The sequence below is a fragment of the Algorimicrobium algoritergicola genome (assembly GCF_008086165.1).
In the GTDB taxonomy this organism is placed as follows: Bacteria; Bacteroidota; Bacteroidia; order Flavobacteriales; family Flavobacteriaceae; genus Algorimicrobium; species Algorimicrobium algoritergicola.
In genome coordinates this window covers 1-22,881 of sequence record NZ_VSKL01000003.1, presented here as the reverse complement: position 1 = coordinate 22,881, position 22,881 = coordinate 1, and the positions used below count along the sequence as shown (strand labels likewise).

Here is a 22,881-nt window from a genome sequence, read left to right as displayed (position 1 = left end):
CGTATTTTTTTCTAAATTAGTGGATTGATTATGAAAAACAAAATACTATTATTTCTCGTCGTTTTAGTTAGTTTGGCGTTTACGCAAAAGCAAACATTGCCAGAAGGTTTTGTGTATGGTAAATCCGTAATTCCTGATATTGATGTGGAGTTGCGCTATTATTCCAGTAACAATTTTGTTGGTGATACCATTACAGGTTATAAAACTAATACTTTAATTGTCACCAAACCTACAGCAGATGCTTTGAAAAAAGTTCAAGATGAATTAGCTGAGCAAAATTTATGTTTACGTGTTTATGATGCCTACAGACCGCAACGTGCTGTGAATAATTTTATAAGTTGGGCTAAAGATTTAGAAGATATTCGTATGAAAGAATCCTTCTATCCCAATGTAGAAAAACAACATTTGTTTCGTGATGGTTATATAGCGTCACGGTCCGGACATAGTCGCGGTAGTACAGTCGATTTAACCATTATTGATGCTAATACCTTAGAACCATTAGACATGGGAAGTCCCTATGATTTTTTTGGTGAACCATCTTGGGTTGCTTATCAGAATTTATCGGAAATTCAGAAAAAAAATCGTCAATTATTGCAAAGAGTCATGCAAAAACATGGCTTCAGAAATTATCCACAAGAATGGTGGCATTTTACCTTACGAGGTGAACCATTTCCGAAAACGTATTTTGATTTTGTAGTGGAGTAAATTTTAAATTTTCACAAATAGCAAAAAGCCCAATACATCAATCCAAATTGCAGTGGAATTCGTAAAACTAAAATCCACATGGGAATACCTGCAGACGCTTTTTTGTTAGAAAGCATATAGAAATGTACCAATAAAAACAGGATTAACATAGCAATAATGCCGTAAATGGCGAATGCTCTTGTTCCTGAAAAACACAGAGCCAAGCCTAAAATTATTTCAGCTAAACCACTTATATAAACCAGCATTTTATGGCTAGGTAGATAGCGTGGCATGATACGCATGTAGATATTGGGTTTTATAAAATGCATGATGCCAGCAAAGATATACATGCCAGCCATAAGGTATAAATGCCAAGGACTATTCATCTTTATACACTTTATATGTGAACCCAATTCCGTAATTATTCAGACCTTTTTTAAGTAAGCCAGATTCTATATTGCCTTGTTTAAACTGGATCCAATTATTTCCTCCAATAAAAACGCGTTTTATATAGGTGTTATGTAAACTTATTTCGTCTGTAAATGGCAATAATGGTCTGAAATTCGTCGGTATTTTTACGGTTCCTTCTGGTCCTTTTAATTCCTTGTATTTTTTGTTTGGCAGTAATTTTCCTGATTTATCCGTATAACCTAAAACTTGAAGAGATACAAAAAATCCGTCCTTCGGAATCGTCATATTATATCCACTCACGTCTAAATTATAAACATCGCCTCCTTTTTCAGTAGCGCGAAAAACAATGTTTTCATAGGTTAGTACTGAACCTGGTGTACCATTATCATTTTTGTAAAACTTCACCTTGAACAAGGTAGAAAAAGGTTTTTTATCCGCATTTTTACGGTTGCGTTTTTCCCAATCTTTGGATTCTAGAGTTATTGGAAAATGAATGCTGCTTAATTTTGTTAGTGCTGGATCCGGGTTATTAAAAAATACGGCAATTTCAGATTCAATAGTTGGTAACCAACAGGAATAATAATCATCATCCAAATACGGTTTCAATGTTTCTTCCTTAAATTTCCTGCCTTCTGCTATAAGAATCACTTCATCCAATTCGCTGACCTCTTCATCTAAAAGAATAATTTTACCTAGACTAGAAGTCGCAACCGTTTTGATTTTATACCCTAAAGCGGAAACATATAAAGTGTCAATATCAGCATATAGTTTTTCGGTAAAAATAAAAAGACCTTCATCATCAGCAAATAAGCCTTGGCCATCACCAAAAGAGATGGTAGCATAGGAAATGGGCGTTTCAGACTTACTGTCTTTAATGCTTATTTGGGCTATTCCCAAAGTGGTGAAACAAAGAAAAAATAGGATTGAATAGTGTTTGAGCATCTGTAATTATCAGGTATTAAAAATTAAAGATACAATTTATATAAATGAATGTCGAACCAAAATTATCTACAATCTTTTTAAATTTTGGATTAATACCAGCGTTTCTTCTTCTTTTTTGAAGCAGCGCTTTTTCGACCTTTTTTATGTTTGCTCTCCGAATCTTTAGATTTGTGCGTGATGCTTTTTTCTTTAGGATCTAATGGATATGGATGGCTTTCTTCAACAGGAATTGCTATTTGAAGCAACTGCTGAATAGTTGTTACGTAATTTTTTTCATCGGCTCCACAAAACGAGTAAGCCATACCTGTACTTCCTGCGCGACCTGTTCTACCAATACGGTGAATATAGGTTTCTGGAATGTTTGGCAAATCGAAATTAATAACTGCATCCAGTTCACTAATATCAATACCACGAGCTGCTACATCTGTCGCAATTAAAATATTTACTAAACCGTTTTTAAATTTTTTAAGCGCTTCTTGTCTGTCGGTTTGTGTTTTGTCACCATGAATCGTTTCTACATTATAGCCGTTTTTCTTTAGTGCACCTTCTAGCTTATCCACACCAAATTTCGTGCGTCTAAAAATTAGAATACTGCCTTCTATTTCATTGCGAAGTAAATGCAAACACAATTCTATTTTATTACGTTTCGGTACATAATATAAAACTTGTCCAATGTTTTTTGCCGCTGAAGACGTTGTTGTGACTTCAATACGTTCAGGCCATTTCAAAATAGTATGTGCTAATTGTTCCACTTTATAAGGCATGGTTGCCGAGAACAAGAGAATTTGTTTTTCCTTGGGACAAAGGTTATCAATATGTTTCACATCATCAATAAAACCCATATCTAACATTAAATCAGCTTCATCTAATACCAAGACTTCAACATTGTCTAAATTAATAACACCTTGTTTTTCCAAATCAATTAAACGACCAGGTGTAGCAATTAAAATATCAACACCTTTAGTTAAAACATCCACTTGAGGTTTTTCTGAAATACCTCCAAAAATAACCGTTGTTCGTAAATTTGTATGACGACCATACGCTTTGAAATTGTTACCAATTTGCAAGGCTAATTCACGTGTAGGGCTAACTATAAGTGCTTTAATGGTTCTGTTGCCACGAGCTGCATCTTGCTTTTTAGATAATAATTGCAAAATAGGCAAAGCAAAAGCCGCTGTTTTTCCTGTACCAGTTTGTGCAGAGGTTATCACATCTTTTCCTGCTAGAACCTGCGGAATAGTTTGTAATTGCACAGCAGTGGGTTGCGTGTAACCTTGTTCTTCAATGGCTTTTAATAGTGGATCAATAAGTTTTAAGTCTATAAATGACATGTATGGTGTATTTACGACAAAGATACTTCAAATTTTTATGTTGATTTTATATTCAAAAAAGATATCCTACTATGAGTTGTAATTAAAATCTTTTTTGACATAATTATCTGTATTTCGCATTACAAAATATTTAGGTAAAAACGTTAAAATTTTGTTAAAAGGATATTTTTACAAAACCACCTTTTATAAAACCTCGTATGTGTTTTTGTCTTTCCCTAGTCGGACATATTGTATAACCAAAAACACTAATTATGATGAAAAAAATTACGTTATTAATTGCAATTTCTATTGCAGTTTTTACAACCAACAAAGCATGGAGCCAGACTATTACAAGTTCGGCCGATGACGGAACGACATCTGGAACATTGCGAGTAGAAATCGCTAATGCTGCACCAGGAAGTACACTTACATTTGATGCTTCTATAACAAACATATCGTTGGTATTAGGAGAAATTCTTATTGATAAAGATTTAACAATTTTAGGGGTTTCTGGAACTACCTCTACAATTGATGCCAATAGTTCTAGTAGAGTATTTAATATAACATCTGGATCAATTGTTCTGGAAAACTTAACACTTACAAATGGTGTTGCCGATGATGGTGGCGCTATTTATATGTCTAATGCTTCAGTTACTATTAATAATTCCTTTTTAACATTTAACACTGCTAATGGAGCTTCGGGTTCCGGTGGTGCTATTTTTAATGATGTTGGCGGAGTGTTGGTCGTAAATAGTTCAGGAATTACAGCAAACATAGCGAACCGAGCAGGTGGTGGAATTGAAGATAATTCAGGCGCAGGATTAGGTATAACATTAAATAATGTGAACCTTGATAATAACAATGCAGGAACGTCTCCCGCTATAGCCGCACCCGGAAATGGTGGTGGTTTGCATATAACAGGAGCTGGTGATAGCAATATTACTGGTGGAACTGTAATGGGGAATATAGCTGCTAAAGAAGGTGGCGGATTATGGAATGGCAGTGGAACTATGATGGTTAGTGCTGTAGACGTTTCAGAAAATTCAGCAGTTGGAGATGCCACTGGAGGTGGTGGTCTTTTTAACAATGGCGGAACACTAACAGTTGATGCCATGACAGCATTAACTAGCAATATAGCAATGGGAGACACACCTGGTGGGCGTGGTGGAGCCATTTTTAATAATTCAGGTGGAATCTTAAATTTAGCAAATGGATTAACAATTTCGGGAAATTATGCTAGTAGAGCAGGAGGTGCTATTGAAGATGCTTCTAATGGATTGTTGATGCTTGATGGTGTTACGCTAATTGGTAATGCCGCTGGTGTTGATATTGGATTGGGAAATACAATCATGCCTAATCCAGGAAATGGTGGTGCACTGCACTTGTCAGGAACAACCAATGCAACTATTTCAAACCTTTCTATGATACAAAATAATCTGGCTGCACGTGAAGGTGGTGGATTATGGAATAATTTAGGAACTATGACATTAACTATGGTATCTGTTGATAATAATACAGCCTATGGCGATGCCGCAGATGATGGTGGCGGTGGTATCTTTAATAACGGTGGAACCTTAACTATTAATTCATCTTCTCAAGTTTTAAATAATCAAGCTGTTGGAACTTCAGGTTCTGGAGGCGGTATATTTAGTACTGATGGTGTTGTAACCGTTAACGATTCGTGGGTAGCATATAACACGTCTAATAGAGCCGGTGGTGGAATTGAAGCCATTGATGGAACGGTTAATTTAAGTAATGTAACATTAGATTTTAATACAACAGGTTCAGCGCCTGGAAATGGTGGTGGATTACATATAACAGGAATGGCGGATACCAATATATCTGGCGGAACAGTTACAGAAAATACAGCGACTAGAGAAGGTGGTGGTTTATGGAACGGTTCTGGAATAATGACTGTGAATGGAACATTGATTACTGGAAATATAGCAAGTGGACCAGCTGCCGATGATGGTGGTGGTGGAATCTTTAACAATGGCGGAACACTTTTAGTTCAAAATAGCACAACCATTAGTAGTAATATTGCGGATGGTGCAGCTGGATCTGGTGGAGGAATTCTAACAATAGGAGGAAATGTAACCGTAAATGAATCTGCCATAACAAGCAATCAAGCCAATCGCGCAGGTGGTGGAATTGAGTTAGCTGGTGGAACTTTAAATCTGATTAATGCAATTTTAGATATGAATAATGCAGGCGTTTCGCCGGCAATTGCAGCACCAGGTTCTGGTGGTGGATTGCACGTAAGTGGACCTGCCACAACAAATATTACAGGCGGAACAACAAATGGTAACATAGCTGCTAACGAAGGTGGTGGACTTTGGAATGGTTCGGGTGTTATGACGGTTGTAGATCATACAATTGATGGTAATACAGCATCAGGAAACGATGCCATGACAGCTGGAGCAGCTGGAGGTGGAGGAGTTTATAATGAAGGTGGAACATTAGATTTATCAGGTTCAACAATGATTATAAATAATAGTGCTGATGGCGTTCAATCAACTGGTGGTGGAATTTTAAATGCTGCTGGAACATTGACTGCTAATGGGATTACCATAATGGATAACCAATCGAACAGAGCTGGTGGCGGAATTGAAACAAATGGTGGAGGTGCTGTTATGTTAACCAATGTCACTTTAAATTCGAATGACACAGGGGTTGTAACCGGAGCTGGTGCACCAGGAAATGGAGGCGCACTGCACGTTAGTGGAAACAGTACTGTTGATGTTACAGGTGGAACAGTAAATATGAACACGGCAGCTTCAGAAGGTGGTGGTTTATGGAATGGTTCAGGAATAATGACTGTAGCTGGTACAACTTTAGATAGCAATATGGCTTTAGGTGCCAATGCTGATAATGGTGGCGGTGCCCTTTTTAACAACGGAGGAACACTTATCGTTCAAAATGGCGCAATAATTACCAATAATATGGCTACTGGAGCTTCTGGTTCTGGAGGCGGAATTCAAAATGTAGATGGCGGTATTTTAACAATTTCAGATTCTGAAATTTCAGGAAACACATCCAATAGAGCAGGTGGTGGTATTGAAGATAATTCAACTAACGCTGTTGGAACATTAACATTGACAAATGTTACTTTAAACAATAATTCAACCGGATCAGCACCAGGAAATGGTGGTGGTTTACATATTACAGGTCCAGGTAATTCTACAATTACAGGCGGAACTGTTAATGGAAATATGGCTACTCGTGAAGGTGGTGGATTATGGAACGGTTCAGGTGTTATGACTTTAGAAGCTGTAACAATCGATTCAAATATCGCACAAGGTGATGCCGCTGATGATGGGGGTGCAGGCGTATTTAATAATGGAGGAACCTTAAATATTACGAATGGAACCCTTGTATCAAATAATACATCAAGTGGTACTTCGGCATCGGGTGGTGGACTTTTAAGCACTGCTGGTGACGTAACAGTATCAGATTCTTCTTTTGAAACCAATACTGCTAATAGAGCAGGTGGTGCGATAGAAATTATAGACGGAACATTAACATTTACCAACTCAATTATGAGTGGTAACGATGTAAATGGTTTAGCAGGAACTGCAGCGCCAGGAAATGGTGGTGGACTTCATGTTACTGGAATGTCTGGAGTGGTAACCATTTCAACAAGTACTATAAGCAATAATGCTGCTGCTAATGAAGGTGGCGGATTATGGAACCAAAACGGAACAACGATGAGTGTTTCCATGTCTACTATTGATAATAATACTGCTGACGAAGGTGGTGGAATTTACAACAACACGGGAAGTATAACGTCAGTGATGACCAGTACTGTTTCTGGAAATTCGGCAACTGTATCTGGTGGTGGGCTTTCTAATAATGGTGCTAGTTTAGATTTAAATGCGGTAACGGTTGTTATGAACACAGCTGCTTTAGGCGGTGGAATTGACGCGGTAAATAATGTGTCCTTAAAAAATACCATTGTTGCTTTAAATACAGCTTCTTCGGGAACGGATGTATCCGGAACAATAATGTCTAACGATTATAACTTGATTGGATTGGACGATTTAAATGTTTTCACACCACAAGCTAATGATTTAGAAGGTGTAAACCCTCTAGTTGGTCCACTACAAGATAATGGCGGTACCACGTTAACACATCAATTATTAGATAATTCTCCGGCATTTGATGCAGGTGATGTAACCGATGTTTTTGTAGATCAGATTGGACAACCTGTTTTTGGTTCTTCAAGAGATCTGGGTGCTTTAGAATCTCAAATATCACTTTCTATAGATGACTTTAACCAAACTGTTGCATTCCGTGTTTATCCTAATCCTACAAATGGAAACTTTAAAATTAATTTAGGAACTATTTCAGACCGAAATATCTCCCTGATGATTGTATCTATAACAGGACAGGTTGTGAAGAAAGCAACTTTAAATTCAGGGCTAAATACGATTGATATGACAGGAATGGCTTCGGGAATGTATATGTTGAACATAAGAACAACAAATAATACCGTGACGCGTAAACTGATATTACAATAGGAATTGAATTAGTCAAATTCTATATTAAAAAGCCAAAACATCATGTTTTGGCTTTTTCTTTTTTAGATTGAAAAAAGATGTCAAATTTTTTCATGATGTCCTTCTATTTTTAACTAAATTAAACGTTTGTTTTACGTAATATTTTATCCATTTTTCTACCCTTCGCTAACTCATCTATTAATTTATCTAAATAACGGACTTGTTTTGTTAATTGGTTATCAATTTCTTCAATGCGGTAACCACAAATTACACCTGTTATGAGTTCTGCATTTGGATTTAGTGTTGCTTTATTAAAGAATGTTTCAAACGTAACTTTTTCATCAATAAGTATTTCTAATTTCTTTTCATCAAATCCGGTTAACCAACCAATTACTTGATACAACTCTTCTTTTGTTCGGCCTTTCTTTTCCACTTTTGTAATATAATGCGGAAATACGGAAGCAAATGTCATGTTGGCCACGCGTTCATTATGTTTTGGTGTTGTTTTCATTTTCCATTGCTTTAGTTTTTAGTTTTATAAACTTTATTTTTAAAAAAGTTTGTGTTTTTTAAGTCACAGCATGATTACTAAAATTAAATTTCACATCATTCAAAGCTAACAAATTAGTGACTTAACTTCGCTACGAAGCGTTACCTAAATTTAATTCATAAAAAAACCACTTCGTTTAAGAAGTGGTTTATATTATATAAAAATAATAGTAAATGGTTTGAAATTCTATAAATTAAATTGTAAAATTAAACCGAACGTATTTAAGTTCTTTAGTTTTTGTTCGTCATTGAAAACCACACTGTTTTTCGTTTCTAGTTTAGTAAAATCCGACTGACCCGTGTAATTTATTCCGATACCAAAATGCGGTTCTATTTGGTACACAAAACCAAGACCTAATTGAAATCCGAAATTCCAACCGTCATAAACATCTTCAATTTTCGCTAGGTTAAATGAATACTCATCTTTAAAAACATTTTGAGCATAAGGCCCCAAATGCCCAATTATGCTGAATTTATCTGCGACTTGTTTGTCAAATGTTATTAATAAAGGAATTCTGACTAAAAAACGTTCGTGGTAAAAATTACCAATAGCATTAAAACCGTTTCCACTTAATTGATTAAATCCAACACCTGTTGCTATCCCAAATTTTGAATGAACACGGTAATTCAGTAATAAATCTCCCGTATTACTATTCATGTTGTAATTTGGGGCATTATCATTATCCATAATACCATAACCAATACCACCAGAAGCTAAAATGTTAAATTTAGAATCTTTAGTTTCCATCTGTTCTTGCGCCTGCATACCAATTGCTGCAAAAAGCGTTAGCGCAAGCATCATTAAATTAAATTTTTTCATAATTTCTTTTTTTTTAATTGTTATGAAGATACTTAATTTTTACAGTTTTAGAGTAGGAATTTTAAGCTATTAATTTATAATACTATTGAAGAAATTTATGGTGTAATTATACTTTTTAGTCAAAAAAGATGGGGTGAAAATGGGCTTTATTTGGGTTTTAATGTGAATAAATTATTCCCGTTTTAATTTTATTTGGATTTCTGAATAAGTTCATCAAAAACAGGATTCAAAACGGCTAGCATTTTTGGAGCCGTATTCATACCGCTTTGGTTGGTAATAATAAAAGCGCCCATATTGTGTTCCGGAATTATATACATATAACACTGTGACCTTGGCACACCTCCATGATGTGTGAATTGTGTTCCTAATGTATCGTTGGATTTATCAATATTCCAAAAATACCCAAGACCAAATTCATCGTTATATTGAAACACGGATTTGTGAGATTCTTGAACAATAGCATCATTTTTAAGCTGATATTGCACAAATTTCATCATATCCGGAACCGTTGTTTTTATATTTCCCCCTGCGCCCCAAGGTAGTTTACCCATTGGCGATGTTATAATTGGATTGTCCACATGATACCCAACTGCTAATTGAGATAATTCAGAGTCATTTAAGTTAATTTTTGTGTGTGTCATGCCTACTTTTTCAGAAAAGAATTTTTTTAACAAATCTTCAAAATTGGTTTTGTAAACAGTTTCTAATATGTGTGCTGATAATTCGGTTCCGGCGCTGGAGTATGCATATTTATAACCGGGAATGGTATCAATTTTAATGCTGTGAAGATCCTGGAAGAATTTTGTTTGATTGTAATTCTCTAAAACGGTATTTATGTTTGCTGGTGTTTCATAATTCAAAAAATCACCCATAATTGCATTCATTTCAAGAGGCAGCATATTAGGCAATCCTGCCGTATGTGTTAAAACATGTTTGATTTTTACGGGATGGTTCTCATAACTTAAATTAGGATAATCGTCGTTGAGGTATTTGGTAATATCATCATTCAAACTTATTTTATTCTCCAAAACAGCTTGCGCCATCAAGGTGCCAGTTAGTACTTTACTTAAGGAGCCAATTTCGTAAATGGTTTTATTTGTAGGCGTGTTGCCTTTTCCTTTTTCTAGTTCGCCATAATGTTGGATGTATTCTTTTCCGTTGTAAAAAACGGCAATAGACGCGGCGTTTATTAGCGAATCTTGAACCATTTTACCGGCAAGACTGTCTATTACTTGTGCAATTACATCCTTGTTGTTTTTAATTTTAACAACTTGTTTCGGTTTATTATTACAGCTTAACACTATAAATGATAAGAGCAGTAAAATATATTTAGTCATGATGTGGGTGGTTTTATTCCGTAATAATTATTCCGTTAGTCATTTCTTTTGCGTTTGGTTTTTCAAACCAACGTTCCATAAAATTGAAATTTTCTTGACTGACTTCAAATTCAAATGTATCTCCTTTATCTAAATTCCGTTGCAATATACGATGTAGTCGTGTTGCTTTTGGAATATCTAAAAAATGTGTTTGCGTTTCGAACCCCTTTTCTATAGCAAATATTCTAAATTTTTCCCGATGTTTAAATTTCGAGAAGCCCAAATCTAAAATGGTATCTGTGTTTGCATTTTCTAATTGATCAACTAAACTCATAATTATTTTTTCGGCCCTTTCTATTCTTTCTAAAAACCATTCCAATCCGTCATCTCGTTGCTTATCATCAAGAAATAGCGTTTTATTCCAAGTATCAATGGAGAAAATAATACCATTTGTTTCTAATTTCAATTCAGAAGCATATGTTGTTTTTCCTGAACCTGTATTTCCTACTATTAAGTGAATCATTTTTAAACTATAATAAGTGGTTAAGTATTGTTGTAAATGGTTAGAATTATTCTAAATGATTCCAAGCCGGAACCGTGTCCTTTTTAATTTGAAATACAGCATATAATACCACCACACCAAGTAATCCTAATAATGAACTGCCAAGGCTAATTCCAATACTTAAATTTACACCTAAAACAATAATACTAGTGGTAAGAAATCCCCAAAAGCCAATTTTATTCCATTGGAATAATAATACAGCAAAAATAACATTAGCAATACCTAAAAGTGCCAGAATAATTAGCATGGAACTAGATACGCCATTTGGGAAATTTTCAGAAACGGAATTGCCTGCTAAAAGATAGGATAATGCCGTTAATGAATTGACTACAATCATTAAAATTAGCCAGGCTGTTACACAACCATGTCGTTGTTTTGGATTGTCGGGATTTTCGTTGGTGTTTTTCGATTTTAGTTTTTTAGTTTTTTTAGGTTGTGCAATCATTTCATACTCAAAGTTGGAATGCCAAGTAATTTCGCACACTTCAAATCCATCAAAACATTCAAGTGGTATTATATTAAACGCCCGTAATGTTATTAAAAAACGCTCTATACCACCAAAAGGATAGTTACCTGTTGAAAACTCCACAATCCCATATTGCTCATTTGACTTTTCCAATTTATCCATATCTACCTCAAAACCATATTCCAAATAATTAAAGACCGATATGACATTATGAATACCTAGTGATTCTAATTTTTTATTATCAAGTTCTACGTACTTTTCTAGATATTCTTTCGCATAATCAGGAATGAGTTTATTGTATCGAAGCACTTCTGGGCTGGTATCTAAAAAATCATTGAGTTCTACTAATGCAACATCTACTTCTTCTTTGGTCATACTATCCCAGTCAAAATTAGGGCCTTCGTCTTCTTGAAAACCTGGTTGCCTGATGGCAATCATGTGATTGTATAAATCTTGGAAATCGGCAAACTTGGCTGTGTCTTGTATGTTGAATTTTATATATAGCATAAAGCAATTGGTGTTTTAAATAGTGTGAGATTTCTTTATGACTTCGTTCCATTAAACAATTTTTTAATATCACACTGTTTCATAAGTTCTGATTTCAAATCATTTTTAAATTTTTTAAATTCCACCTGATCCTTAAGATTATATTGGCCATAAATACTAACCAGATATTTTTTGACACTTTTATCTCGAATAGAATTGGCAATTTCTTTTGTTAAATTAGACTGTTTTTTTAGCTCAATGCATATGTCATTGGCAACGGTTTTGATGATGTTTTCAGAATTCTCGCGGTCTAATCTTAATTGCGTATCAATTTGCGCAAAGACAGGACACTTTTTTTTGAGTTCTTCGGATAATATCTCAGACGTATTTTCTTCAGCAAACTCCTTATTTTTGTCTGGGTTTTTAGCCAAATAATCTTGTAAAATTCTTTTAACGGCTTCGGGTTGAGTAGTTGTTGCTTGAATTAAACATGCTTTAGTTTGATTAACCAGTTTACTTTCATTTGAATGGTTTTCAATTTTACTAATACAATCACAAGTAGATTCAAAAAATAAATCTTGAGAAGCTATTTTACTAGCTGTAAGAAGGAATGTGATTACTAAAATATGCTTTATTCTTATCATTTTATTAGCAATTTTTGGAATTTATTAGAAACTTTACGGCTGTTATTTAAAAATAGAATTACTCCACCAAAATAAAGGCAGCCCAATTTTCAGGATTATCTTTATATAAATTCTTCATGTGTAATTGCGTATTTCTAAAAGCTTGTCTCACATCTTTTTTGGCTTGACATTCTGTGTAGAAATAGGTCATGAATTCTTTTGTTTCTTTATCTGGTATTTCCCAAAGACTCATTAATATAAGGTCCACACCAGCCATTTTAAAAGCGCGTTGTAAACCATAAACGCCTTCAGCACCATCAATATCTCCCAAGCCGGTTTCACAGGCACTTAAAACAACTAAATCTGTTTGACGCAAATCCATATAAGCAATTTCTAATGAGGTTAAAACACCATCTGTTTGTTGTTTAAAACCAGATTGATAAATGCCATTAATACCTTCATTACCATCTGCTAATAATAAACCAGTCCGCTTTAACGGATTCTTTACTGTTTTTAAGTTACTGCCAAAATCACCTTTTGGTGCTTCATCATAATCAAAATAAAACCCATGGGTGGCCACATGTAAAATGCTTGGTGATTTGCCTGAAAGGTTTCTAAAATTAGACTCACTTGCCTCTTTGTCGGCCAGTATGGTAGCATTTGGTATTATGGCTTTAATAGCTAAAGCTTCGTCCTTTGTGCCTTTTAAATAACTAAATTTATTGGTTAAATTTAGCGTGCGTTGCGTATCATAATCAATACCACCATAAATGGTTAAATTATTAATTGTTGGTTCCACTTTGGTCGAGGTGGTTAATACCGAGGCATTTGATATTTGATGGAGTTTATATTTTTCCAATAAGAGTTGGCCTTCCGAATCTTGAAGCGTTGCCATAGGAATTTTGTTTAAAATACCAGAAAGCGAATAATTTATTTCTGTGTTTTTTTCTAAAAATGGAAGCAATGGTTCCCAAAGTAAGGTATAAAGTTCTTTACCAACTGTTGCTGTATTCATACTAGTACCTTCAGATCCTCTGGTATTATAGCTTAAGTTTTTTAGATCGCCTTTGTTTAAAATACTATTAATGGCGTCTTCTGAACCAATATAAACCAATTTAGGTTGAGACCATTTAGCCGAATACACATAAGCTAAATAACTGAAATTGTCTTCTGTGTCTTTAATTCTAGAATAATCTATAAAGGTACTATTGGTATCTAATTTGAAATTTTTATAGTTAATAGGTGTAATAAGCTTTTCATCATGGTTTTCAAAATAACTGGATATAAGCTCTGAATATGATTTATCCAGATTTATTTCCAAAAGTCGCAATTTTTCACTGTTTTCACCATCATCTTTTTTATTATAAAGATCCATTAAATAGAGTTGAAGATAGGCCAATTCTGTGTGTGCTTTTATGCTTTGGGTAACATATTCATCCTCCAAGTTTCGGAGTTGGTTAAGAATGTTTCCCGAAATATTTAGCGTCAAATTTTTTGTTAGTAAGGAGGCTTCTATGGCTTTGTCTAATAGGACTTCATCCGCACCATTTAGTTGATAATTTATAAATTGAATTTCACTAAAAAAGTCTAAAACCGTTTGATCTATTTTAAATTCTTGGGCCGTGCTACTTTTTACTACCGCTTCACTATCTAATCTGCTAATATGGAAATCATAGGTTGCTTTATAATATGGAACAGCATCTGCAGTTTTACCTGTCTTAACTAATAGAGATGCGTATTTGCTTCGCATGCTGTTATAGTTTGCAGAATTTTCAAGATTTAGTGTTCTGCTTATTGCCATGGCCGACTCTATAAGTTCTAAATCTTGCTTGTTTTTATCTGTGCCTTCTGTAAGTTCGGTCATTAAAAAAAGCATACTGGCATAATCTTCGGTTTGGGTTAGTCCACGGTTTTCCAGTTGTTGCTTATGGCTATAAAAAGCGTCAAGACCTTTTGAATTTCCTTCTAATGCCCAAATAGCGAATGCTCTTAATATCATTAAATTAGAATAGTAGCTGTAATCGGTATTAGTTTTTTCAAAATAAGAAACAGCGTTATTACTGTATTCTAACATTCTTTTTTTCGATACCATGGTATCCCCATTGGTTCGAGAATTTTCAAAAACAACCATGGAACGATAAAACTCACCAGCATTATAATCTGAATTTTTTAATGCTAACTCTAAGTTAGTTCTGTTTTTATCAAGGATTTGATCCACTTTATTACTTTCAGAATAAAACACATACAAACCCGCTAATTTAAAAACGGCTTTAATAAAATCACTTTCATAAAGATTTTTATGATTGTAGTAATCTATTTCCAGATTCAAAATTCGTATAATTTCTATGTCATCATTTCCAATATCTACTAGTTCTTTGTAGTCTTTTAAAGCTCTTATATAATTTTCGTTAAAGACTTTAGAAGCTGTAAAAAAGAGTATTTCTTTCTTGTAGAATTCTAAAATATCCTCTGGTTTATTCTGAATTTGTAGGCTGTATATATAGTTATCCTTAATCCCAGGGTAACTTGAAAACTCCTTATCTAAATTAGTGAGCATTATATGCAAAGCCAGACTGTAATAGACATTAGCAAGTTCATCATTTTTTTGCATGCCATGACTGTAGGCTAACTCATTTAAGATATAGACATATTCATTACTGGTTTTGCCAAATGTGTTTTTGTAATGATCTGACAGATTTATGGCATAATAACAAGCTAGTTCATAATCTTTAATATCTCTAAAATAATTAAAAAGCTTGTCACGAATATTAATACCAAAACGCTTTTCAAGCACCGAATCCGTTTCCATAATTTTATAGGCTCTAATAATATAGGAAAGTGCTTCTTCGTTTTCATTGGCGTCAAATAATGTATTTGAATGGTTCAGATTACAGAGAAGGTGAATGTCCTTATAAGCTTCATAGCCCGTGTTTTCATGTGGTTCCCAAGATTGAAAATAGTATTGGGCATTTTGGTTTTCGCTAATCATGAAACTATAAAGCGCTAATTCTTTCGCAAATGGTGCAATAGCTTTGTTATTTTTATCTTGAGCTTCAAATTGATTATCTAATTCATTATAATAATCATTTACGAGGCTTTTTTTACCAGATAAATACGCTTGAACGTCCATTAATGAATCTGAAACATAATTGCTAAATGGATGAGAAGCTCCATAAATAGTATTGGTTCTTGTTTCAACATCCTTTAAATAATTTTTAGTCTGTTCCTCAAGATGTAGCGGTATTGCATTTGAAATCAGCCGATCCAAGGAATACATATAAACGGGATGGTCCAATAAGTTAATAGCTGAAAAATCCTTGGCTTTTAAGTAGTAAAATTGAGCACTATCTGTTTGTTGCTCCTTGATGGCTTGGTCACCTTTTAAAATCAACGATAACCATTGTTCATAATGGCTATCCGTATTCTGCGCAAAAGCGAAAGCACATGAATACATAAAAAGAATACTAAAAAAAACCTGTTTCATGTGGTTGTATTAAAAGCATAAACGGAAATAATTCCAAGGACTAACCATAGCTAAAATAGTACAAAATTTTAAAACACCTTAAATGTGAAAAAATAGTCAGAAAAATTTCAGCGTTTTTAAAAAAATCTAAATTTCATTGGATCAAATAGTTGCCTGTTAGACCTTATTTCAAATTTTATACCATTTTTAAATGTCGTTAAACAGATATGTGCAGTCCATGCCAATAGTATTGCTATAGTAAACCCTATATAACGACTGTCAATTTTCTAAATTCACCAAAATTCAACTTTCAATTCGCGTATGCAAAACAGGTAGAATTAAAGCTTTGGAAAGGTGACTCTAAACACCAAACAGAATGCCTGCAAATGACCAGACTCCTTTCTATGTATACAAAACAGAGCACGATGATAAAAAACAAATTACATGGTGAAGAAGTTTTAGGGTATCCAAGTAAAGCGGTTGTACAATCTTTGAAACGTAGTTTAAAACAGGTTGAAAAAGAAATGAAAACCTTGGAAGATAAATTACTAATTTTAGTAAAACAAGTGCATCAAGATGTGTTAACACGTTTAAAAACGATACCAGGCATTGGCAAGAAAACATCGCTCATGTTGGTTGTTCTCACAGACGGTTTTGAGCGTTTTACAAGCGGAAGTGAGTTGTGTAGTTATGCAGGTTTAATCCCTGTAATTAGAAAGAGCGGAAGCAGTGTAAAAGGACGACCTCGAATCAGCAAGATAGGCAATCAGAAGCTTCGGAATTTATTATTTATGTGCAGTTTTAATGCGTGTAAATACAACAAGGCATGCAGAGAAATTTACGAACGAATAGTTGCCAAGGGAAAGAGCAAAAAATTAGCATTAATTGCAGTATGTAATAAGCTGTTAAAACAGGTTTTTGCTATTGCAAAATCAGGATTAATATATGACGATACTTATAGAAGTACTTTGGTGAAAAGTTAATGAGTTTTTACTTGTTTTTTACCACAGTACTTTGTTACCCACAGTTATTTTTTCAGTTTCTTTATTTCGGGAACAATGTATTCGTCTAATAGTTTTGTCGTTTGGTTATGCGATTCCATTCCTCCGTTAAAATATGTACTTGTTAGAACAACAACCATATCTAATTTAGGAAAAACGGCTATTTTGTTTCCACCTGTTCCAGACATAAAATATGCTTTTTCTTTTTGGTCTTGTCCAAATTCAGATAACCACCATAAATAACCATATTCATAGTCGAACATTCCTACTTCTGCGTGAGGTTTAGTTGATTTTTTAACGAATTCTTCTGAAATTATTTGTTCGTTATTCCATTTTCCATTGTTCAAGTATAACTGTCCGATTTTTAGTAAATCTCGACTTTTTAATCCAAGTCCTCCACCAGTCATTGGAAGTCCAGTTGGTGTAATTTGCCAATGATAATCTTTAATTCCTAATTTATAAAAAAGTGACTTTTCTGCATATTTTTCTAATGAACCAGAAACGTTGTCTATTATATCTCCTAAAACTACTACACCAGCAGTACAATAGCTATAACTTCGACCGTATTTTGAGTCTTTTGGTTTTGTTTTCCATTCAGGAAATCCCTTTATTGGCAAATCCCAATAGAATTTAACCCAATCTTCAATAATATACATTTTTTCCTCTTGTCCTCTTGAGTTTTGGTCCCAATCATCACATTCTAAAATTGACGACATTGTAAGTAAATCCTCAATCGTTATTTCGTCTTTACGATTGTCAGGATTTTGCAAGTTCTCAACTTTTGAAAATTCGGATGCTTTTTCGTTTACCGATTTTATTAAATCTTCTTGAATTAAAGTTCCAATAAGTGTTCCTGTTATTGTTTTTGTGGCAGAACGAGTATTATGTTTTGTGTCAGAATTATTATCGTTGTAGTAATTTTCAAAAATCACTTTTCCGTTATGGGCAATTACGATGCTTGAAATCTGCTTGAATTCGTTTGAAGAAACAAGGCTGTCCATTTTTTCGATTGTCCTATTTCCTAAAAGTTTGTTTTCGGTTTTCCAACCGTCATCTGATTGTTTTGGATTGAATGGACTGTTTTGTGCAGTTAATGTGAAGCTAATAATTGTAAACAAAATCAGAAGTTTTGATTGTTTCATTTTGATTGTTTGATTGATGAATATTTTTGTAAGACGTTAAATTGCAATTTTTGTTACAATGTTTTTTTTAACTGTGGGTAACGTGTTTGTGTAAGGTCTCGTTGCGTGAATTTAGCGATAAACTTTGCAAATACAAACTCAACATTGGAAAATCAAATACTTTTCCGAATAGGCTAGTAGTAAGCAATGAACTTTACACGGCTTAAGTTAGCATTTTAATAAAAACACTAAATTAAGGCCTATTAATAAGAAAGCACAAAAGAGAGGAATAAGGTTAATATACACGCAGAGACTTTGATCTCGTCAACATTGAAAATCCCCTCTCTTTTCTACACAGATTTCGTACAGTTCTATGAGGCTTTTAGACCTCGATTTTAAGTCGTTGAAACTCGCGTAGATTGTCCTTTCAAAAAACATTTTCTTATGAATAAAGATATTAAATATTTAGAACTGCGAAGCAAATCATGAATACCAATAAATAAAAATAGGCGTGCATGAATAAATAGACATTAGCCATCTGGTTTTTGATGTCACAGATTCCGACGGCAATTATTATCAGTTTAAAAACAATCCATCTGGTTTTAAAAAGTTTGTAAAACTCTTGGATATTGATAGTCATTGTGTGATGGAAGCTACAGGTTATTATCATTATCAGTTAGCTTATTTTTTATTGGAATCTGGCATCAAATTGTCTGTAGAAAATCCATTAGCAGTCAAACGCTTTATCCAGATGAAGCTCTCGAAGATCAAGACGGATAAAAGTGATTCAAAACTGATTTGTGCGTATGCAAAACAGGTAGAATTAAAGCTTTGGAAAGGTAACTCTAAACACCAAACAGAATGTCTACAAATGACCAGACTCCTTTCTGTGTATACAAAACAGAGCACGATGTTAAAAAATAAATTACATGGTGAAGAAGTTTTAGGGTATCCAAGTAAAGCCGTTGTACAATCTTTGAAACGTAGTTTAAAACAGGTTGAAAAAGAAATGAAAACCTTGGAAGATAAATTACTAATTTTAGTAAAACAAGTGCATCAAGATGTGTTAACACGTTTAAAAACGATACCAGGCATTGGCAAGAAAACATCGCTTATGTTGGTTGTTCTCACAGACGGTTTTGAGCGTTTTACAAGCGGAAGTGAGTTGTGTAGTTATGCAGGTTTAACCCCTGTAATTAGAAAGAGCGGAAGCAGTGTAAAAGGACGACCTCGAATCAGCAAGATAGGCAATCAAAAGCTGCGTAATTTATTATTTATGTGCAGTTTTAATGCGTGTAAATACAACAAGGCATGCAGAGAAATTTACGAACGAATAGTTGCCAAGGGAAAGAGCAAAAAATTAGCATTAATTGCAGTATGTAATAAGCTGTTAAAACAGGCTTTTGCAATTGCAAAATCAGGATTAATATATGACGATACTTATAGAAGTACTTTGGTGAAAAGTTAATGAGTTTTTACTTGTTTTTTACCACAGTACTTTGTTAGGGCACGTTATTATTTACCATATAGCTATTATTTCTTTCACAAATTCCGAAATATATTCAGATTCGCTGTTCTCAAATGATAATATATATATCTTTGCTTTTTCTCCTTTTATTTTTGATAATGCTCTCAAGTAGGCTTGACAATTTCCATCACTTCCTTCTCTTTCTTTTTCGCTTATCTCAATAATTCTGTCTATTGAACTTTTATCATTAAGGTTTGCAAGTCCAATTGATGCATTTCTGTTCATTGAATAACCTGAATCTTCATTGTAGATAATATCTTTGAAAATCCCTGTATGTTCTTCTTTTGGAAATTTGGATAAATAATCTATTGCTGTTCGTTTCCATTCTGAACTTTCATATGTATTGTAAATATCTACATAAATAGTTTGAAGAGAATCTACATTGTTATTAATTAGGATTCCTGTAATTGGTGAAACACGTTTTTCTGGTTTTTTTAGTAACTCAATAAGTTTTTCGATTACTATTTTTGATTTAGTATTTTTTAGAGCATCCACAGTCCAATATCGAACAGAAGAATCTTCGTTATCCATATAGTCCAGAAGTATTTCTTCAGATTCGGAATCTTCTCGACCTTCAAGAACCTTTATTAAGGTTTTTTGAATCGTTAGATATTTTGTCGTTTTTAGAGTTGTTTGAACGTCACTCAACAATTCATCAGAAAACAAAAGAGGTTTTCTTAAAGTATTGAAATAATATTTTTCAGGAATTTCTTTGCTTGAAACAAGTTCAAGCCAATATTTGACACTTTCTGGATTTTTCGATTCTAAAAAGCCATTTAAAATGTCTTTAGAAACAACTTTTTCTGAATTAGCAAGTCGCTTTAAATAATCCACATCTTCTTTAGTTGGGCTATTAGCTAACGCTTCAATAGCAATAGGACGAGTTTTTGTGCTGTCTAATAAAGGCATAAAGGTTTCTTTTAGATTTCCCATTTCTAATTCTTTTACAGAAAATATTGCATAACCTTTTATGTTATAGTCCCAATTCTTTACTGCATCAAGTAATAATTTTTCAGTTTTTTCATTCTTTCCTGTTTTTGAAAGTAATTGTGCAGAAAGTACTTTTGCTTTTAAGTTTGAGCTATTAATTCTTTTGTAAGCAGTATTTTGAAGTGAATCTTTATTTAGTTGGAAATACATAGGAATCATATGACTGTCTCCAAAATTCTCATTCTCGATTAGAAAATCAAAAAGCGGTGTTGTGTGGTTCGTTTGTAAATACATTAATGCCATTCCAGACCAAATTAGGTTTCTTTTAGTTTTCTCTGTTTTTAATTTTTCTAAAAGTTCCTTTTCATAGTTTTTATCTCCAGCTCCAGCAATTACTAAATAAGAAAGTAGTCTTTGGCTTGGGTTTTCTGAATTTAGTAGAGTTTGGATATTGTTTTTATAATCGTCTGTTTCTTTAAACTCGCAAAGTGGATATTGAATTATTCGTTTGTTTTTGAAACTTGCAGTAAGTTGAGTTATGTCACTATGTGGTGTCAGTAAATTGGAATACGTTCTGAACATTTCATTCAAATCGGATTCGCTGAATTCAGTTTCCGTTGCTTTTTTAAAGTCCTTTTTAAAATCGTCAATATTCTGTCCGAATGAAGCGATTGAAATTAAAAATGTTACTAAAATTATGATGTGTTTCTTCATTTCGTTCTAATGTGCCCTAACGTCTCGTATAAGAATAGTTGCGGGTTTACGTGCGAGGATTTTCCGCAGGAAAATCAGACGTAATAAACTTGCAACTACCTTTGGTTAAGCCCAAAATCGAGAAATTATTTTTATACATTGTTGGCAAATGTTTTATTTTTTAATTAAATTTATTGACTATATATTATTTCCCTCTTTACAGCAACACACAACCAAGCAGGATCGAAATTATAGAAATGAGCGCTATTACTTTTTTATAAACGAGATTTAAAACTCAATACCAATCTGCTACACACAAAACTTATTCAACAACTCCTGTATTGCATCATTAGGATACCCATAACCACGTTTCTTTTTACCAAGAACGCTTATAATCTTTTCATTAATATTGGAATTCAATTCGTCAACGTCTATATAATCAATATTGTCACTATAGTCTTCGGTAATATATCTCTTCATATCAAGGGTGGCATCCTGTATAGCACCCAATACCTTTCTATTATTATTGGTAGTTAAAAAAACAGGCTGTAACTCTTTCGTGATTTTGTCTGTAAATTCAGATGGAAAACTTATCTCATCATTTTCCAATTGCTTAAAAAAGCGCTCAGCAAATACTTCATGAAAATTCATTAAATCATTTTTTTTAAAATCAATTAAAAGCACAGAATAATAAGAAACATCATTCATTAGTATTACACAATTTTTCTTGCTAACCATAAACACATTAGCGTTCCAGTTACCAAGAGGAGAAGATTTATCCGATTTAACTATGCGTGTTTTACCAACTACAGTTTCAAATTTTTGGGTACAGTATATTATTGCCATTATTTAAATTTCAAATTATCATTTATCTCAAACTCGTACTGCACCGCTTAGAAATAATCAAGTGCATTTCAATTCGTTTGGGTAAGCAAAGTTACAAATACAAATACTATAGAGCTAATATACGTTCGGTTACTAATCCAAACACTACATGGTCCGACAAAGGTATACTAGGAGATGGTAGAAAAGCACAAGCTACTTTAGGGTTAAAGTTTTAAGTAAAATATTTATCAGTACTTAATGTATGATAAGGGACATCCTTTACACTAAGCCTTATTTCAGGACGGGTCATAATGAAGCACAACGGTTTTGTGTATGATTAGTGGCGCGTTTAAGCACCTAATTTAGCAAATAAAAACCGAATAGAAAATCCGAGAGGATTTTCGTAAGTAAGAGAGAACTAGCCATTAATTATACACGTCTTAAGTTAGCATTTTAATAAAAACACTAAATTAAGGCCTATTAATAAGAAAGCACAAAAGAGAGGAATAAGGTTAATATACACGCAGAGACTTTGATCTCGTCAACATTGAAAATCCCCTCTCTTTTCTACACAGATTTCGTACAGTTCTATGAGGCTTTTAGACCTCGATTTTAAGTCGTTGAAACTCGCGTAGATTGTCCTTTCAAAAAA

At 33.7% G+C, this 22,881-nt stretch carries 16 protein-coding genes and 1 pseudogene; 4 read left to right on the top strand and 13 right to left on the bottom strand.

Going from position 1 to position 22,881, the window contains the following annotated elements; all coding sequences use genetic code 11:
- The first annotated feature begins 30 nt into the window (after window positions 1–30).
- Complete coding sequence (locus ES675_RS09140) at window positions 31–705, top strand: M15 family metallopeptidase (protein ID WP_082985902.1); 675 nt, start codon at window positions 31–33, stop codon at window positions 703–705.
- 11 nt (window positions 706–716) lie between these two features.
- Here the strand turns inward: ES675_RS09140 and ES675_RS09135 are convergent, their stop codons facing one another.
- From ES675_RS09135 to ES675_RS09125, 3 genes are all read right to left on the bottom strand, one after another.
- Window positions 717–1,070, bottom strand: a complete 354-nt coding sequence (locus ES675_RS09135) for a DoxX family protein (protein ID WP_066251205.1) — start codon at window positions 1,068–1,070, stop codon at window positions 717–719.
- Window positions 1,063–1,992, bottom strand: coding sequence for a hypothetical protein (locus tag ES675_RS09130; protein WP_246126242.1), 930 nt, complete (start codon window positions 1,990–1,992; stop codon window positions 1,063–1,065). The genes ES675_RS09135 and ES675_RS09130 overlap by 8 nt, the downstream gene beginning before the upstream one ends.
- 134 nt (window positions 1,993–2,126) lie before the next feature.
- The gene (locus ES675_RS09125) at window positions 2,127–3,368 is read right to left on the bottom strand and encodes a DEAD/DEAH box helicase (protein ID WP_066251209.1); all 1,242 of its coding nucleotides are present in this window, start codon (window positions 3,366–3,368) and stop codon (window positions 2,127–2,129) included.
- Between the two features lie 251 nt (window positions 3,369–3,619).
- Between ES675_RS09125 and ES675_RS09120 the strand changes: the two genes are divergently transcribed.
- Window positions 3,620–7,867, top strand: coding sequence for a beta strand repeat-containing protein (locus ES675_RS09120; RefSeq protein ID WP_066251212.1), 4,248 nt, complete (start codon window positions 3,620–3,622; stop codon window positions 7,865–7,867).
- A gap of 118 nt (window positions 7,868–7,985) precedes the next feature.
- On the opposite strand, the gene ES675_RS09115 is transcribed toward ES675_RS09120, so the two are convergent.
- The 7 genes from ES675_RS09115 to ES675_RS09085 all read right to left on the bottom strand — a co-directional run bounded on the left by ES675_RS09115 (window position 7,986) and on the right by ES675_RS09085 (window position 16,152).
- Entirely contained in the window at window positions 7,986–8,357 is a 372-nt protein-coding gene (locus tag ES675_RS09115; RefSeq protein ID WP_066251215.1) for a DUF2200 domain-containing protein, read from the bottom strand.
- A gap of 225 nt (window positions 8,358–8,582) precedes the next feature.
- On the bottom strand, window positions 8,583–9,215 hold the full coding sequence (locus ES675_RS09110; RefSeq protein WP_082985903.1) for an outer membrane beta-barrel protein: 633 nt from the start codon (window positions 9,213–9,215) through the stop codon (window positions 8,583–8,585).
- A gap of 188 nt (window positions 9,216–9,403) precedes the next feature.
- On the bottom strand, window positions 9,404–10,552 hold the full coding sequence (locus tag ES675_RS09105; protein WP_066251218.1) for a serine hydrolase domain-containing protein: 1,149 nt from the start codon (window positions 10,550–10,552) through the stop codon (window positions 9,404–9,406).
- A 13-nt stretch (window positions 10,553–10,565) separates the two neighbouring features.
- Window positions 10,566–11,054 carry an AAA family ATPase gene (locus tag ES675_RS09100; protein WP_066251222.1) on the bottom strand — a complete coding sequence of 163 codons (489 nt, stop codon included), beginning with the start codon at window positions 11,052–11,054 and terminating at the stop codon, window positions 10,566–10,568.
- A gap of 46 nt (window positions 11,055–11,100) precedes the next feature.
- Entirely contained in the window at window positions 11,101–12,066 is a 966-nt protein-coding gene (locus ES675_RS09095; RefSeq protein ID WP_066251225.1) for a hypothetical protein, read from the bottom strand.
- 35 nt (window positions 12,067–12,101) lie between these two features.
- The gene (locus ES675_RS09090; protein WP_066251229.1) at window positions 12,102–12,689 is read right to left on the bottom strand and encodes a hypothetical protein; all 588 of its coding nucleotides are present in this window, start codon (window positions 12,687–12,689) and stop codon (window positions 12,102–12,104) included.
- Window positions 12,690–12,747: 58 nt separating this feature from the next.
- Window positions 12,748–16,152, bottom strand: a complete 3,405-nt coding sequence (locus ES675_RS09085; RefSeq protein ID WP_066251232.1) for a CHAT domain-containing protein — start codon at window positions 16,150–16,152, stop codon at window positions 12,748–12,750.
- 299 nt (window positions 16,153–16,451) lie between these two features.
- On the opposite strand from ES675_RS09085, the pseudogene ES675_RS09080 reads away from it, so the two are divergent.
- Window positions 16,452–17,114: pseudogene (locus ES675_RS09080) on the top strand (IS110 family transposase); the annotation flags it as partial.
- 44 nt (window positions 17,115–17,158) lie between these two features.
- Here the strand turns inward: ES675_RS09080 and ES675_RS09075 are convergent.
- A complete protein-coding gene (locus ES675_RS09075; protein ID WP_197503482.1) occupies window positions 17,159–18,274 on the bottom strand; it encodes a serine hydrolase domain-containing protein in 1,116 nt (371 codons plus the stop codon).
- A 502-nt stretch (window positions 18,275–18,776) separates the two neighbouring features.
- Between ES675_RS09075 and ES675_RS09070 the strand changes: the two genes are divergently transcribed.
- Complete coding sequence (locus tag ES675_RS09070) at window positions 18,777–19,721, top strand: IS110 family RNA-guided transposase (protein WP_066257220.1); 945 nt, start codon at window positions 18,777–18,779, stop codon at window positions 19,719–19,721.
- Window positions 19,722–19,772: 51 nt separating this feature from the next.
- Here ES675_RS09070 and ES675_RS09065 read toward each other — a convergent pair whose 3' ends face one another.
- Together ES675_RS09065 and ES675_RS09060 are read right to left on the bottom strand one after the other, a co-directional pair.
- Window positions 19,773–21,425: a HEAT repeat domain-containing protein gene (locus ES675_RS09065; RefSeq protein WP_066257222.1), complete on the bottom strand. Its 1,653-nt coding sequence runs from the start codon at window positions 21,423–21,425 to the stop codon at window positions 19,773–19,775.
- Between the two features lie 288 nt (window positions 21,426–21,713).
- Window positions 21,714–22,250 carry a DUF6933 domain-containing protein gene (locus ES675_RS09060; RefSeq protein WP_066257228.1) on the bottom strand — a complete coding sequence of 179 codons (537 nt, stop codon included), beginning with the start codon at window positions 22,248–22,250 and terminating at the stop codon, window positions 21,714–21,716.
- Window positions 22,251–22,881: the final 631 nt, after the last annotated feature.